The sequence below is a fragment of the Myroides sp. DW712 genome (assembly GCF_046557355.1).
Lineage (GTDB): Bacteria > Bacteroidota > Bacteroidia > Flavobacteriales > Flavobacteriaceae > Flavobacterium.
The window spans coordinates 149122-164896 of the sequence record NZ_JBKFDO010000004.1; the positions used below are offsets into that span (position 1 = coordinate 149122).

General features: G+C 38.2%; 9 protein-coding genes. All 9 read left to right on the plus strand.

Annotated features, from left to right (window positions below; translation table 11 throughout):
* Positions 1–9 precede the first annotated feature (9 nt).
* The 9 genes from rpoB (at position 10) to ACLJX0_RS04935 (ending at position 15711) form a co-directional block, all read left to right on the plus strand.
* Entirely contained in the window at positions 10–3822 is a 3813-nt protein-coding gene (gene rpoB, locus ACLJX0_RS04895; protein WP_410878963.1) for a DNA-directed RNA polymerase subunit beta, read from the plus strand.
* A 71-nt stretch (positions 3823–3893) separates the two neighbouring features.
* Positions 3894–8189 carry a DNA-directed RNA polymerase subunit beta' gene (rpoC, locus tag ACLJX0_RS04900; RefSeq protein WP_410878965.1) on the plus strand — a complete coding sequence of 1432 codons (4296 nt, stop codon included), beginning with the start codon at positions 3894–3896 and terminating at the stop codon, positions 8187–8189.
* A 3-nt stretch (positions 8190–8192) separates the two neighbouring features.
* Positions 8193–8507: a DUF3467 domain-containing protein gene (locus ACLJX0_RS04905; RefSeq protein ID WP_410878967.1), complete on the plus strand. Its 315-nt coding sequence runs from the start codon at positions 8193–8195 to the stop codon at positions 8505–8507.
* Between the two features lie 1099 nt (positions 8508–9606).
* Complete coding sequence (gene pdhA, locus ACLJX0_RS04910) at positions 9607–10605, plus strand: pyruvate dehydrogenase (acetyl-transferring) E1 component subunit alpha (protein ID WP_410878969.1); 999 nt, start codon at positions 9607–9609, stop codon at positions 10603–10605.
* 9 nt (positions 10606–10614) lie between these two features.
* The gene (locus tag ACLJX0_RS04915) at positions 10615–12249 is read left to right on the plus strand and encodes a pyruvate dehydrogenase complex dihydrolipoamide acetyltransferase (RefSeq protein ID WP_410878971.1); all 1635 of its coding nucleotides are present in this window, start codon (positions 10615–10617) and stop codon (positions 12247–12249) included.
* A gap of 117 nt (positions 12250–12366) precedes the next feature.
* Positions 12367–13320: a M28 family metallopeptidase gene (locus ACLJX0_RS04920; protein WP_410878973.1), complete on the plus strand. Its 954-nt coding sequence runs from the start codon at positions 12367–12369 to the stop codon at positions 13318–13320.
* Positions 13317–13994, plus strand: coding sequence for an SDR family NAD(P)-dependent oxidoreductase (locus ACLJX0_RS04925; protein WP_410878975.1), 678 nt, complete (start codon positions 13317–13319; stop codon positions 13992–13994). The genes ACLJX0_RS04920 and ACLJX0_RS04925 overlap by 4 nt, the downstream gene beginning before the upstream one ends.
* A 12-nt stretch (positions 13995–14006) precedes the next feature.
* Positions 14007–14630 carry an ImmA/IrrE family metallo-endopeptidase gene (locus tag ACLJX0_RS04930; protein WP_410878977.1) on the plus strand — a complete coding sequence of 208 codons (624 nt, stop codon included), beginning with the start codon at positions 14007–14009 and terminating at the stop codon, positions 14628–14630.
* Between the two features lie 10 nt (positions 14631–14640).
* A complete protein-coding gene (locus tag ACLJX0_RS04935; protein ID WP_410878979.1) occupies positions 14641–15711 on the plus strand; it encodes a mannose-1-phosphate guanylyltransferase in 1071 nt (356 codons plus the stop codon).
* Positions 15712–15775: the final 64 nt, after the last annotated feature.

A 15775-nucleotide genomic window follows, 5' to 3' on the forward strand; every position in this document is an offset into this window, starting at 1 on the left:
TGTCCATTGATGATCACAAATCAGAATGAAAGATTAAATTTTGCCTCTACAAAGAACATTCCTGCATACCCAGATTTCTTGGATATCCAGGTTAAGTCCTTTAAAGATTTCTTTCAGTTAGAAACGAAATCAGAAGAAAGAGGTAATGAAGGTTTATATAATACCTTCATGGAGAACTTCCCGATCACTGATACGAGAAATCAGTTTGTATTGGAGTTTCTTGATTACTTTGTTGATCCTCCTCGCTATTCAATTGAAGAATGTATTGATAGAGGACTAACGTATAGCGTTCCGTTAAAAGCGCGTTTAAAATTGTACTGTACTGACCCTGAACACGAGGATTTTGAAACTATCGTTCAAGATGTGTATTTAGGAACAATACCGTATATGACGCCTAGCGGTACATTTGTAATCAATGGAGCTGAGCGTGTGGTAGTGTCTCAATTACACCGTTCACCTGGTGTGTTCTTTGGACAGTCATTCCATGCTAATGGAACTAAGTTGTATTCAGCGAGAGTAATTCCTTTCAAAGGATCATGGATTGAGTTTGCTACAGATATCAATAGCGTGATGTATGCGTATATTGATAGAAAGAAAAAATTACCTGTTACTACCTTATTCCGTGCTATTGGGTTCGAAAGAGACAAGGATATCCTAGAGATTTTCGACCTAGCAGAAGAGGTGAAAGTATCAAAAACAGGGTTAAAAAAATACATCGGCCGTCGTCTTGCTGCGCGTGTGTTAAATACATGGCATGAGGACTTCGTAGATGAAGATACAGGAGAAGTAGTTTCAATTGAGAGAAATGAGATTATCTTAGACCGTGATACAGTCCTAGATAAAGATAATGTCGAAGAAATCATTGAGGCGAACGTTAAGAATATCCTCCTACACAAAGAAGATAATAATCAGGCAGATTATGCCATCATTCATAATACATTACAGAAGGACCCTACAAACTCTGAAAAAGAGGCTGTAGAGCACATCTACCGTCAGTTGCGTAATGCAGAACCGCCTGATGAGGAAACTGCACGTGGTATTATTGATAAATTATTCTTCTCCGATCAACGTTACAATCTAGGTGAGGTAGGTCGTTACAGAATGAATAAAAAACTGAATCTTGATACCCCAATTGACAAACAAGTTTTAACAAAAGAAGATATTATTACGATTGTTAAATACTTGATTGAATTAATTAACTCTAAAGCTGAAATTGATGATATTGACCACTTATCAAACCGTCGTGTACGTACAGTAGGTGAGCAATTGTCAGCACAATTTGGTGTTGGTTTAGCGCGTATGGCTAGAACAATTCGCGAGCGTATGAATGTACGTGACAACGAGGTGTTCACTCCAATCGACTTAATTAACGCGAAGACGTTATCGTCCGTAATTAATTCATTTTTCGGAACAAACCAGTTATCTCAGTTTATGGATCAAACGAATCCATTGGCAGAGATTACGCACAAGCGTCGTTTGTCTGCCTTAGGACCTGGAGGTTTATCTAGAGAACGAGCTGGATTCGAGGTACGTGACGTTCACTATACGCACTACGGACGTTTATGTCCTATTGAAACGCCAGAGGGACCAAACATTGGTTTGATTTCATCTCTTGCGGTGTATGCAAAAGTGAATAATATGGGATTCATCGAAACACCGTACCGCCCAGTTGTGGATGGTAAAGTGGATATCGTGAATGCTCCAGTATATTTAAGTGCAGAAGAAGAAGAAGGAATGTTAATCGCTCAAGCGAACGTTCCAATGGATAACGAAGGAAATATTACAGAAGAACGTGTAGTTGTAAAAGAAGAAGGGGATTTCCCAGTGGTTGAACCGAAAGATTTACACTATACCGACGTTTCTCCGAATCAGATTGCTTCGATTTCTGCCTCGTTGATTCCGTTCTTAGAGCACGATGATGCGAACCGTGCCTTGATGGGATCAAACATGATGCGTCAAGCTGTGCCTTTATTGCGTGCGGATTCTCCAATCGTTGGTACAGGTTTAGAAAGACAAGTAGCTTCAGATTCACGTGTTTTAATTAACGCAGAAGGTGAAGGAGTTGTAGAGTATGTAGACGCACAGAAAATTATTATTAAATACGACCGTACGGATGAGGAGCGTTTAATCAGCTTTGACCCAGACGAAAAAGTATATAATCTAATTAAGTTTAGAAAAACGAACCAAAGTACGTGTATTAACTTGAAGCCTATTGTTCGCAAAGGGGATAGAGTAACAAGAGGACAAGTACTATGTGAAGGATATGCTACACAAAAAGGAGAGTTAGCACTTGGACGTAACCTACAAGTGGCATTTATGCCATGGAAAGGGTATAACTTCGAGGATGCAATCGTAATTTCGGAAAAAGTGGTGCGTGAAGATATCTTTACTTCAATCCATATCGATGACTATACACTTGAGGTGAGAGATACAAAATTAGGAAACGAAGAGTTGACTAATGATATCCCGAACGTGAGTGAGGAAGCAACAAAAGATTTGGATGAGAACGGTATGATTCGCATCGGTGCTGAAGTGAAACCAGGTGATATCCTTATTGGTAAAATTACACCGAAAGGTGAATCTGATCCAACGCCAGAAGAGAAGTTATTACGTGCTATCTTCGGTGATAAAGCGGGAGATGTTAAAGATGCATCGTTAAAAGCTTCACCTTCATTAAGAGGGGTTGTATTAGATAAAAAATTATTTGCAAGAGCTGTAAAAGACAAACGCAAACGTTCGAAAGATAAAGATGATTTAGCTTTACTAGAAACAAAATTCGAAGTGAAGTTCAATGAATTGAAAGATCGTTTAGTGGAAAAATTATTCTTCATCGTGAATGGTAAAACATCACAAGGGGTGTTGAATGATTTAGGAGAGGAAATCTTACCAAAAGGAAAGAAATTCACTCAAAAAATGTTACATGCAGTAGATGATTTCGCTCACTTAACAAAAGGACAATGGACCGTAGATGAGGAGACAAACAGTATGATTACTGATTTAATCCACAACTACAAAATTAAGTTGAACGACTTACAAGGTGCTTTACGTAGAGAGAAATTTATGATTACAGTTGGGGATGAATTACCATCTGGAATCTTAAAACTTGCAAAAGTTTATATTGCTAAAAAACGTAAGTTAAAAGTAGGGGATAAGATGGCAGGACGTCACGGGAACAAAGGTATTGTTGCCAGAATCGTTAGAGATGAAGACATGCCATTCTTAGAAGACGGTACACCAGTAGATATCGTGTTAAACCCATTAGGGGTACCTTCTCGTATGAACATTGGTCAGATCTATGAAACTGTATTAGGATGGGCTGGACAAAAATTGGGTAAAAAATATGCTACTCCAATTTTCGACGGTGCTGAATTAGATCAAATCAATGCACTTACAGATGAAGCGGGTATTCCTAGATTTGGACATACTTATTTGTACGATGGAGGAACAGGAGAACGTTTCCACCAAAGAGCAACAGTAGGAGTTATTTACATGTTGAAATTAGGACACATGGTTGATGATAAGATGCACGCGCGTTCAATCGGACCATACTCTTTAATTACGCAACAACCATTAGGAGGTAAAGCTCAATTTGGAGGTCAGCGTTTTGGAGAGATGGAGGTTTGGGCTCTAGAAGCATACGGAGCATCAAGTACATTACGTGAGATTTTGACGGTAAAATCGGATGACGTTATTGGTAGAGCGAAAACTTACGAAGCAATCGTTAAAGGTGAAACTATGCCAGAACCAGGATTACCTGAATCATTCAATGTATTAATGCATGAATTAAAAGGTCTTGGATTAGACATCAGATTAGAAGAATAAACTATAGATTTTAGAGTAAGCAGTTTTGTGCTGCTTACTCTTTATCATACACTTTAACAAGTAAGTTTACCATGAATAGAAATAAAGAGAAAAATACCGTAAAAAGGTTTAATAAAATCTCAATTGGTTTAGCTTCACCTGAATCGATTCTTGCTGAATCAAGAGGGGAAGTGCTAAAACCAGAAACAATTAACTATCGTACGCATAAACCTGAACGTGATGGTTTATTCTGCGAGCGTATTTTTGGTCCTGTAAAAGATTACGAGTGTGCTTGTGGTAAGTATAAAAGAATTCGCTACAAAGGAATCGTTTGTGACCGTTGTGGTGTTGAAGTTACTGAAAAGAAAGTACGTAGAGATCGAGTGGGACATATCAACCTTGTTGTGCCTATCGCACATATTTGGTATTTCCGTTCTTTACCTAATAAAATTGGTTACATCTTAGGGCTTCCGTCAAAGAAGCTTGATATGATTATTTACTACGAGCGATATGTAGTAATTCAACCAGGTATTGCTAAAAATGCTGAGGGTGAACCATTAAATCGCCTTGATTTCTTAACGGAAGAAGAGTATTTGAATATTGCAGATTCTCTTCCGATGGAAAATCAATTCTTAGATGATAATGATCCAAATAAATTCATCGCCAAAATGGGTGCTGAATGTATCATGGATTTATTAGCTACAACCGATTTAGATCAGTTGTCGTATACACTACGTCACGCAGCAAATAACGAAACATCTAAGCAAAGAAAAACGGAGGCATTAAAACGTCTTCAAGTGGTTGAGGCATTCCGTGAGTCTAATGAGAATCGCGAGAACAGACCGGAGTGGATGATCTTAAAAGTAATTCCAGTTATTCCACCTGAATTACGTCCATTAGTGCCATTAGATGGTGGTCGTTTTGCAACGTCGGATTTGAATGACTTATATCGTCGTGTGATTATCCGTAACAACCGTTTGAAACGATTAATGGAAATCAAAGCTCCTGAAGTAATTTTACGTAATGAAAAGCGTATGCTTCAAGAAGCAGTTGACTCTTTATTTGACAACACAAGAAAATCTTCTGCTGTTAAAACGGAATCAAACCGTCCATTAAAATCACTTTCTGATTCATTAAAAGGTAAACAAGGACGTTTCCGTCAAAACTTATTAGGTAAACGTGTGGATTATTCTGCTCGTTCGGTAATTGTCGTTGGACCTGAATTGAAATTATACGAATGTGGATTGCCAAAAGATATGGCAGCTGAACTATACAAACCGTTTGTGATCCGTAAATTGATTGAAAGAGGAATTGTAAAAACAGTAAAATCTGCAAAGAAAATTATTGATAAAAGAGAGCCAGTAGTTTGGGATATCTTGGAGAACGTAATTAAAGGACATCCAGTTCTATTGAACCGTGCCCCTACGTTGCACCGTTTAGGTATTCAAGCATTCCAACCGAAATTGATTGAAGGTAAAGCGATTCAGTTACACCCATTAGTGTGTACGGCGTTTAACGCGGATTTCGATGGTGACCAGATGGCCGTTCACTTGCCATTAGGACCAGAGGCAATCTTAGAAGCTCAATTATTAATGTTGGCTTCACACAATATCTTGAACCCAGCGAATGGTGCACCTATCACGGTACCTTCTCAAGACATGGTACTTGGTCTTTACTATATGACTAAGTTACGCAAGTCTACACCAGAAGAAATTGTGAAAGGAGAAGGATTAACGTTCTACTCTGTAGAGGAAGTACACATTGCTATCAACGAAGGAAAACTGGACTTGAACGCAGGGGTAAAAGTACGTGCAAAAGACTATAACGAAAATGGTGAATTAGCATACAGAATCATTGAAACAACGGCTGGACGTATCTTGTTCAACGAGGTGGTTCCTGAAAAAGCAGGATATATCAATGAGGTATTGACTAAAAAATCACTACGTGATATTATCGGTGGTATTTTAGCTACTACTGATGTACCAACAACCGCTGCATTCTTAGATGATATCAAAGGAATGGGGTATGGTTACGCTTTCCGAGGAGGATTGTCATTCAGTTTAGGTGATATTATCGTTCCAGAGAAAAAACAAGATTTGATTGATGATGCAAACCAACAAGTAGATCATATTACAATGAACTATAACATGGGGCTTATCACAAATAACGAGCGTTACAACCAGGTAATTGACGTTTGGACATCAACAAACGCAATGTTAACGGAATTAGCGATGAAGAACATCCGCGAAGATAAACAAGGATTTAACTCAGTATACATGATGCTAGATTCTGGAGCGAGGGGTTCTAAGGAGCAGATTCGTCAGTTGACAGGTATGCGTGGTTTGATGGCAAAACCAAAAAAATCAACAGCAGGTGGTGGTGAAATTATCGAAAACCCGATTCTTTCTAACTTTAAAGAAGGTCTATCGATTTTAGAGTATTTCATTTCTACTCACGGTGCTCGTAAAGGTCTTGCGGATACGGCGTTAAAAACAGCGGATGCTGGATATTTAACTCGTCGTCTACACGACGTTGCACAAGATGTTATCGTTAACTCTGTAGATTGTGGTACTTTAAGAGGTATTGATGTAATGCCATTAAAGAAAAACGAAGAGGTAATTGAGTCATTAGGAGAAAGAGTATTAGGACGTGTTGCGTTAAATAACGTAGTAAATCCATTAAATTCAGAAGTAATTGTTGGTGCTGGTGAGGAAATCACAGAAGCTATCGCTAAAGCAATTAACGCTGCTCCAATTGAATCAGTTGAAGTTCGTTCGCCATTGACTTGTGAGGCTAAAGTGGGAATCTGTGCGAAGTGTTACGGACGTAACCTTGCGACAGCAAGAATGGTTCAAAAAGGAGAAGCTGTTGGGGTAGTTGCTGCTCAATCAATTGGGGAGCCTGGTACACAGTTGACCTTGAGAACGTTCCACGTGGGTGGTACCGCTGGAAATATTTCTGAGGTTTCTACAATTACAACGAAATTCAAAGGTCGTTTGGAAATTGAAGAACTTCGAACTGTTCAAGGCGAAGACAATGAAGGAAAAACAATCAACATCGTAATTTCTCGTTCTACAGAGGTGAAATTGTACGATCCAAATACAGGAATCTTGTTAACAACAAATAATATTCCTTATGGTTCTACAATCTATGTGAATGACGGTGATGTTGTTGAAGAAGGAGCTACAATCTGTAAATGGGACCCTTATAATGGTGTAATCGTTTCTGAGTTTACTGGTAAAGTGGCTTATGAAGATATCGAACAAGGACAAACGTTCATGGTTGAAATCGATGAGCAAACAGGTTTCCAAGAAAAAGTAATTAGTGAATCAAGAAACAAAAAATTAATTCCTACTTTATTGATTTACGGTAAAGACGGTGAGTTAATTCGTTCATACAACTTACCAGTAGGTTCTCACTTAATGGTAAATGATGGGGAAAAAATTAAGGCTGGTAAGGTTTTAGTGAAAATTCCTCGTCACACCTCAAAAGCAGGGGATATTACAGGAGGTTTACCTCGTATTACAGAGCTTTTAGAAGCGCGTAATCCGTCGAATCCAGCTGTAGTTTCTGAAATTGATGGGGTAGTATCTTTCGGTAAAGTGAAAAGAGGTAACAGAGAAATCGTTGTTGAATCAAGAACTGGAGATGTAAGAAAGTATTTAGTTAAACTTTCAAATCAAATCTTAGTTCAAGAAAATGACTTCGTGCGTGCTGGTGTACCTTTGTCAGATGGTGCCATTACACCAGATGATATCTTACGTATCCAAGGACCTTCTGCTGTACAACAGTACTTAGTAAACGAGATTCAAGAGGTGTACCGTTTACAAGGGGTGAAAATTAATGACAAACACTTTGAGGTTGTTATTAGACAAATGATGCGTAAAGTACAAATCCAAGATCCAGGAGATACGTTGTTCTTAGAAGATCAATTGGTTCACACGAGCGACTTTATCGTTGAAAACGATCGTTTATTCGGTATGAAAGTGGTTGTGGATGCAGGTGAATCTGAGAACTTGAAAGAAGGACAAATTGTTTCCATGAGAGAATTACGCGATGAGAATTCATTGCTAAAACGCGAGGATAAAAACTTAGTAATCTCTAGAGATGTTATGCCAGCAACTGGTACACCAATTCTACAAGGAATTACAAGAGCTTCGTTACAAACGAAGTCATTTATCTCTGCAGCATCTTTCCAGGAAACAACAAAAGTGTTAAACGAAGCAGCAGTTGCTGGTAAGATTGATACGTTAATGGGATTAAAAGAAAACGTAATTGTTGGACATAGAATCCCTGCAGGTACTGGTATGCGTGAGTATGAAAGTATTATTGTCTCTTCGAATGAAAACGGAGATTTAGTAACGCAAGAACAAGAATTAAATTTCTAAACCATGGCTGAAGAACAAAATAACTTCAACATTGAATTGGATGAAGTAACGGCAGAAGGAACCTATTCAAATCTGGCAATAATCAATCATTCAAACACTGAATTTGTCGTTGATTTTGTCAACATTATGCCAGGGGTGCCAAAAGCACGTGTGAAGTCGAGAATCATTTTGACACCGCAACATGCTAAGCGATTATTACAAGCCTTAAGCGAGAATATCGATCGGTTTGAAAAGTCAAATGGTGAAATTAAAGATTATGAAACAAGTAATAATCCGTTAGTTCCACCCATTAATTTTGGTCCCAAAGGAGAAGCTTAATTTAGCGCTATATAAGAAAGCCTCGTACGAAAGTGCGAGGTTTTTTTTTATTTAAGGGAATCAAGTTAGATTGATTGGGGGCTATTTGCAATGCAGTAAAGTTCTTTCTATAGCGGTCTGAAGTGAAGCGATATGTTAGGGAAGTATTAATGTTTGTAATTCCGTTGATGTTTTATGGATTTCGGTCAGTTTAAGCTGTTTTCCTGTAATTGTTTGCCATTGGCATCCTTTTAATCAACTAATCGTTCCATTATTCATTTAAAATGGAAGAATCGCTTGGTTTTTAAACCTGGGATCTAGCTATTCAAGCCTTTATTCTTCTTGATTTTCGTAACCTAAACTTGATATGAGTTAACCATACCTTAATTTAAATCTGTTGGTATTACCACGGAAATTCGCTTGTTTTGTCCTAGTAAAATAATAGTAGTACACAACACAATAGCGAGTAGAAGAAAGTGTAAGCATATTCATAAAAGCTACTTGTGAGTGAACATGTGTTTTGCCTAACCTTGCTATAAAGCTAAAATTTGGATAGTCGTTGTTACACCCGTTTTTACATTTGGTAAAGCAGAAAGTAATGACCTAATTTATATTTTATTTTAAGCGTGAATGGAGCCCTTTGATGAGAACCCTCTCTAGAAGGGCTTTTTTTGGTGGAATTGGTGTGGGTTGGTGAGGTTTGGTGTGGGTTGGTGTGGGTTTGGTGAGGGTTTGGTGAGGGTTTGGTGTGGGTTGGTGTGGGTTGGTGAGAAACTTTTTTATACAGCACAGTTCTAACAAAAAAGCAAAAAAGCCAAACACCAAAAATCCTGCTATTTATTCCACTGACGCTTTGGTACTAAAAGCGAACATCTACTGTGAAAAATGATAGAAAAGTTTAGGGTAAGCGATAGATTACTATGAGTGTTAAGAATAAAATATGGGGATAAATTAAATATTTTCTTAAAAAAAATAAAGAATAATCCCTGTAATTTAAAATACTTCAAATAAATTTTTCAATGTAAAGTAGATGTGCTATTTTTGCCTTTCCACAGTATAGTGGGTATTTAGCAAAGTCTGTATTTAGAGTAGCTAATCTACTCATGAAAAGTAAAGTCATATGAAAGAAATTACAAAGGAAGTTTATCTAAAGTGGTATGAAGACATGCTATTTTGGAGAAAGTTTGAAGACAAACTTGCCGCTTTATATATACAACAAAAAGTAAGAGGATTCTTACATTTATATAATGGGCAAGAAGCGGTTTTGGCTGGAGCTTTACACGCAATGGATTTGTCAAAAGACAAAATGATTACAGCATACAGAAATCACGTACAACCGATCGGATTGGGTGTTGACCCAAGAAGAATTATGGCAGAGTTATTAGGAAAAGGTACAGGGACTTCTCAAGGTTTAGGAGGATCGATGCATATTTTTTCTAAAGAACATAACTTCTATGGAGGACACGGAATTGTAGGTGGACAAATTCCTTTGGGAGCTGGATTAGCATTCGCAGATAAATATTTTGATAGAAAAGCAGTAACGATGTGTTACTTTGGAGATGGGGCGGCACGTCAAGGATCCTTGCATGAAACGTTCAATATGGCGATGAACTGGAAATTGCCAGTGGTGTTCATTATTGAAAACAACGGATATGCAATGGGAACGTCAGTAGAGCGTACAGCCAACCATTCTGAAATCTGGAAATTGGGCTTAGGTTATGAAATGCCTAGTGGACCAGTGGACGGAATGAATCCGGTTAAAGTAGCGGAAGCGATGTATGAAGCAATTGAAAGAGCGCGTCGTGGTGATGGGCCAACGTTACTGGAAATGAAAACGTACCGATATAGAGGTCACTCCATGTCGGATGCGCAAAACTACCGTACAAAAGAAGAGGTAGAGGAGTACAAAAAAATTGACCCAATTACACAAGTGCTGGATGTGATCAAAGCAAATGGTTATGCAACAGAAAGTGAAATTGAGGTGATGGACCAACGTGTAAAAGATTTAGTTGCTGAATGTGAGAAATTCGCTGAAGAATCTCCATTCCCAGAACTGAATGTGATGTACGATGTGGTGTACGATCAAGAAAATTATCCTTTTATCCCTCATAGATTATAATAAAATAATATGGCAGAAGTAATTACAATGCCACGCTTAAGCGACACTATGACAGAAGGTGTTGTTGCAGCATGGTTAAAGAAAGTTGGAGATAAGATTTCGGAGGGAGATATCCTTGCTGAAATCGAAACAGACAAAGCAACAATGGAATTCGAATCGTTTTACGAAGGGACATTGTTATACATTGGATTACAAGAAGGAGAAGCTGCTCCAGTTGACTCGCTTCTTGCTATTATTGGAAAAGAAGGAGAAGATATTTCGGCTTTACTCGGTGGAGATCAAGCTCCAGCTGCTGAGAAAGCACAAGAGATTGAAGCGCCAAAAACAGAAGAAAAAACAACTACAGCAGCACCCGCTATTCCAGAAGGTGTGAAAGTAATTACAATGCCACGCCTAAGTGATACAATGACTGAAGGAACAGTGGCGAGTTGGATCAAAAAAGTAGGAGATAAAATTGAAGAAGGAGATATCTTAGCGGAGATTGAAACAGATAAAGCGACAATGGAATTTGAAGCTTTTGAATCTGGAACGCTATTATATGTTGGTATACAAGAAGGTGAATCTGCGCCTATTGATAGTGTACTAGCTATTTTAGGGCCTGCGGGTACAGACGTTTCTGCTCTTGTTGAAGGAGCGAAAAACGGAGGAGTTGCTACAACTTCGATGGAAACTGCTGCACCAGCTGAAGCACCAAAAGCAGTAGAACCTGCGGCTGCGCCAGTAGCTACAGCAACTACAGCTGGAGGTCGAGTGTTCGTTTCACCTTTAGCTAAGAAAATTGCAGAGGAAAAGGGAATTAACTTAGCGCAAGTAAAAGGTACTGGAGAAAACGGACGTATTATCAAGCGTGACGTTGAAAACTTTGTACCAACTGCAGCTCAGGCTCCAGCGCAAACTGCTGCTCCAGTTGCACAAGCAACAGCAACAGTAGCGGCTGTACAACCGTTTATTCCTGCGGGAGAAATGAGCTTCGAAGAAGTGAAAAATTCTCAGATGCGCAAAACAATTGCACGTCGCTTAGCGGAATCTAAATTCACGGCTCCTCACTATTACTTGACTATTGAGATTGATATGGAAAATGCCATGGCTTCTCGTAAGTTGATTAATGACCTGCCAGATACCAAAGTATCATTCAATGATATGGTAGTAAAAGCTTGTGCGATGGCCTTGCGTAAACATCCACAGGTAAATACACAATGGACAGATGCTGCTACGATTTACAACAATCACATTAATGTAGGTGTTGCGGTAGCAGTAGAGGATGGACTAGTTGTACCTGTATTGCCTTTTACCGATCAAATGTCATTAACGCATATTGGAGCTAAAGTGAAAGAATTGGCAGGTAAAGCAAAAACGAAAAAATTGACGCCTGCTGAAATGGACGGAAGTACATTTACCGTTTCCAATTTGGGAATGTTCGGTATCCAGTCGTTTACTTCAATTATCAATCAGCCAAATGCTGCAATTCTATCGGTAGGAGCTATTGTTGAAAAACCAGTAGTGAAGAACGGACAAATTGTAGTTGGTAATACTATGACAGTTACCCTGGCTTGTGATCATAGAACAGTAGATGGTGCTACAGGAGCACAATTCTTACAAACACTGAAAAATTATATCGAAAACCCAGTTACCATGCTGGCGTAATTGAAAAATACAGAATTGAATTAAAAGCTTGCAAAATGCAAGCTTTTTTTGTTTTTTTTATAATTAGTTTTGAGTAAATTACTATAAAGTACCAAGGGTATTTTGTATTTTTGAGGCATGATGAAAAAGATTTGTTGTAGTTTATTCGCTGCTATTTTAGCTACTTCGTGCGGAGTATCGTCTAAGATGTCGAATCATGCAGAAACAGGAGTTTCGGCATTGAATATTCAAACTACCTTACACTATTTAGCATCGGATGAGTTGCTAGGTAGAGATTCAGGAAAAGAAGGGAATGTAAAGGCTGCTAATTATTTGACCCATGCGCTTGAAAAATACGGCATTCAACCCTATTTTGATACTTATGAGGATCATTTAGATACGGTAGAAAACACATGGAATGTCGTGGGTGTTATTCCAGGACAAGATCCAGTATTGAAAAAAGAACTGGTTGTTTTAGGGGCACATTACGATCATATCGGTATCCAACCGCCAGTAAAAGGAGATTCCATTGCCAATGGAGCGAATGACAATGCTTCTGGTGTGAGTATCTTGTTGGAACTGGCGCGAAATTTAGCACAGAAAGACGTGAAGCGAACAGTAGTAGTCTGTTTTTTTACGGCTGAAGAATTGGGACTCTTCGGCTCGAAGCACTTAGCTACGCGTTTAAAAGAGGAAAAGGCAAATGTTGTACTGATGTTAAATTTTGAAATGTTAGGTGTGCCAATGCAAAGAGCGTACACTACTTTTATTACAGGTTATGATCAAAGTAATTTAGCAACTAAGATTAATGAAATTGCAGGTGAAAATTTAACGGGACGATTTGAAGAAGCTGAGAGTATGCAATTGTTTAAGCGTTCAGATAATTATCCATTTTATCTCGCCTATAAAATACCGAGTCAAACGTTTAGTTCTTCCGATTTTGAGAACTTTAAATACTATCACCACGTGAAGGATGAAGCGCATTTGATGGATGTAACGTTTATGACGGAGCTAACAAAAAAATTTGTTCCAGTCGTAGAAAAATTGATTAACTTACCTTCTGGTGAAATTAGATTGAAAAACGAAGAATGAAACATATAATTGTTACGGGAACAAGCCGTGGTATCGGTTTAGAAACAGTAAAGATATTAGCAGAAAAGGGACATAAAATTCTAGCTGTATCCCGAAAAAAAGCAGTAGAGTTGACCCAAATCAGCAATGTTACTTGCATGGAAATCGATCTTACGGTAGAAGAAGATGTACAAAAAGTAAGCGAATACGTAGCTAAGGAATGGGGGCATGTTGATATTTTAATTAATAATGCGGGTGCTTTAGTAAACAAGCCTTTTGAGGAAATTACCCAGGCAGAATTTGAATGGGTATACAAAGTCAATGTATTTGGTTTAGCGCGTTTGGTTCAGTTGTGTATTCCTTATTTTGCGATGAACAGTCATGTGGTAACCATCAGTAGTATGGGAGGCGTCCAAGGAACAATGAAATTTGGTGGATTAGCTGCTTATAGTTCGAGTAAAGGAGCGGTAATTATCTTAAGTGAACTCTTAGCTGAGGAATACAAGGAGAAAGGAATTTCATTTAATGTAATTGCTTTAGGAGCTGTTCAAACCGAAATGTTGGAAGAAGCTTTTCCTGGTTATCAAGCACCGTTGATGCCAGAAGAAATAGGAGAATATATAAGTGATTTTGCACTTACAGGAAATAAATATTTTAATGGTAAAGTACTACAAGCATCGAGTACAACTCCTTAAAAAAATAATCCATTGATTAAAATACTCAGTCCTTATTTACCTGAACAAGCTGTAGAGGCAGCGTTTGAATTAATCAAGCATTACCATATTCATTTAAAAATTGTAAATGAACGGGTGACGCGACATGGAGATTATACTAGAGGGCTGGATGGCAAGCATGTCATTACGGTCAACTCCAATTTAAATCCTTATCGCTTTTTGATGACGTTGATTCACGAGATTGCCCATTTAGTAGCTTTTCAGAAGTATGGATCATCGATTAAACCGCATGGCGTGGAGTGGAAACATACCTTCCAATTGCTGATGTTGCCTTTTTTACGACCAGAAGTATTTCCTTCTAAATTGTTGCCTTTGTTGGCAAATCACTTTAGAAACCCTTCTGCGAGTAGTGATACAGATGAACGGCTATCTATAGCGATGCGGATGTATGACAAGGTAGAAAAGAACAGCAATGTCTGCTTCGTGTACGAAGTGCCGTTAGGAAGCCATTTCAGGGCGCATAATGGGAGAGTGTTTAAACGAGGACCATTGCGTATAAAGCGATTTGAGTGTTTGGAAGTAGCAACTGGGCGTTTGTTTGTCTTTAAGGCCAATGCTGAGGTTGAAATAATGACACATTATGTTGTAAAACAATAAGAAGAATAGTATGAGTTCGAATTATTATGCTGTTGTGATGGCGGGAGGAGTTGGTTCTCGTTTTTGGCCAGTAAGTACGCCAGAATTCCCAAAACAGTTCCACGATATGCTAGGATCGGGTGAAACCTTGATTCAGAAAACATTTTCGCGATTGTCTCAGTTAATCCCCAAGGAGAATATCCTGATTTTAACGCATGAGAACTACAAAACAATCGTTCAGGAACAATTGCCTTCAGTAGAATCCGATAATATCATTTTAGAACCTGCCATGCGAAATACCGCTCCGTGTATTTTGTATGCTGCCATGAAAATAAAAAAATTAAACCCAGATGCCGTTATGGTCGTAGCACCTAGTGATCACTGGATTGAAGACGAGCTTCAGTTTATGTCTAATTTACAACGGACCTTTGACGTTTGTGAAAGAGATCAAGTTTTAATGACCTTGGGTATTCTTCCTACTTTTCCCAATACGGGGTATGGTTACATTGAATTTAATAAATTAGACTCAAGACCGATTAAAAAAGTAGTACAGTTTAGAGAAAAACCAGATTATGTTACCGCACGTAAGTTTATTCAAAGTAGACATTTCTTGTGGAATTCAGGTATTTTTGTGTGGAGTGTAAAAGCAATCTTAGAGGCTTTTGGTGATTTCCAACCCGAAATGACTGCACTTTTTCAAGAAGGATATGATTTGTTCAATACAGCAGGGGAAAAAACATTTATCAATGAGCATTATTCCAAAGCAGAGAATATCTCCATCGATTATGCTGTAATGGAAAAAGCGAACAATGTTTATGTATTACCTGCAACCTTTGACTGGAACGATTTGGGAACTTGGGGGTCTTTGTATGAAAAGTTACCCAAGGATATTTCGGATAATGCGGTAGTCAATGCCAATGTTTATTTTAACAACGCAACAAATAATATTGTGCGTACAGACAAAGGAAAATGTGTAGTTGTTGATGGTTTGAATGACTATATTGTGGTAGATAAGGAGGATATATTGCTTATTTACCCTAAGAAAAAAGAGCAAGAAATTAAAACGGTTAGTCAGTATATAACGAGTAAAAAAGAAAAATAAGTAGAGGAAGTCTTCGTAGATACGAGGGCTTTTTTTATTGATGTAATTTGTATTTTTGGAGAAT

Excerpts from the sequence above, each read along its gene's own strand:
- ACLJX0_RS04905 (WP_410878967.1), top strand. The coding sequence starts at position 8,193 with ATGGCTGAAGAACAAAATAACTTCAACATTGAATTGGATGAAGTAACG.
- ACLJX0_RS04935 (WP_410878979.1), top strand. The coding sequence starts at position 14,641 with ATGAGTTCGAATTATTATGCTGTTGTGATGGCGGGAGGAGTTGGTTCT.
- ACLJX0_RS04915 (WP_410878971.1), top strand. The coding sequence starts at position 10,615 with ATGGCAGAAGTAATTACAATGCCACGCTTAAGCGACACTATGACAGAA.
- pdhA (WP_410878969.1), top strand. The coding sequence starts at position 9,607 with ATGAAAGAAATTACAAAGGAAGTTTATCTAAAGTGGTATGAAGACATG.
- rpoB (WP_410878963.1), top strand. The coding sequence starts at position 10 with ATGATCACAAATCAGAATGAAAGATTAAATTTTGCCTCTACAAAGAAC.
- rpoC (WP_410878965.1), top strand. The coding sequence starts at position 3,894 with ATGAATAGAAATAAAGAGAAAAATACCGTAAAAAGGTTTAATAAAATC.
- ACLJX0_RS04925 (WP_410878975.1), top strand. The coding sequence starts at position 13,317 with ATGAAACATATAATTGTTACGGGAACAAGCCGTGGTATCGGTTTAGAA.
- ACLJX0_RS04920 (WP_410878973.1), top strand. The coding sequence starts at position 12,367 with ATGATGAAAAAGATTTGTTGTAGTTTATTCGCTGCTATTTTAGCTACT.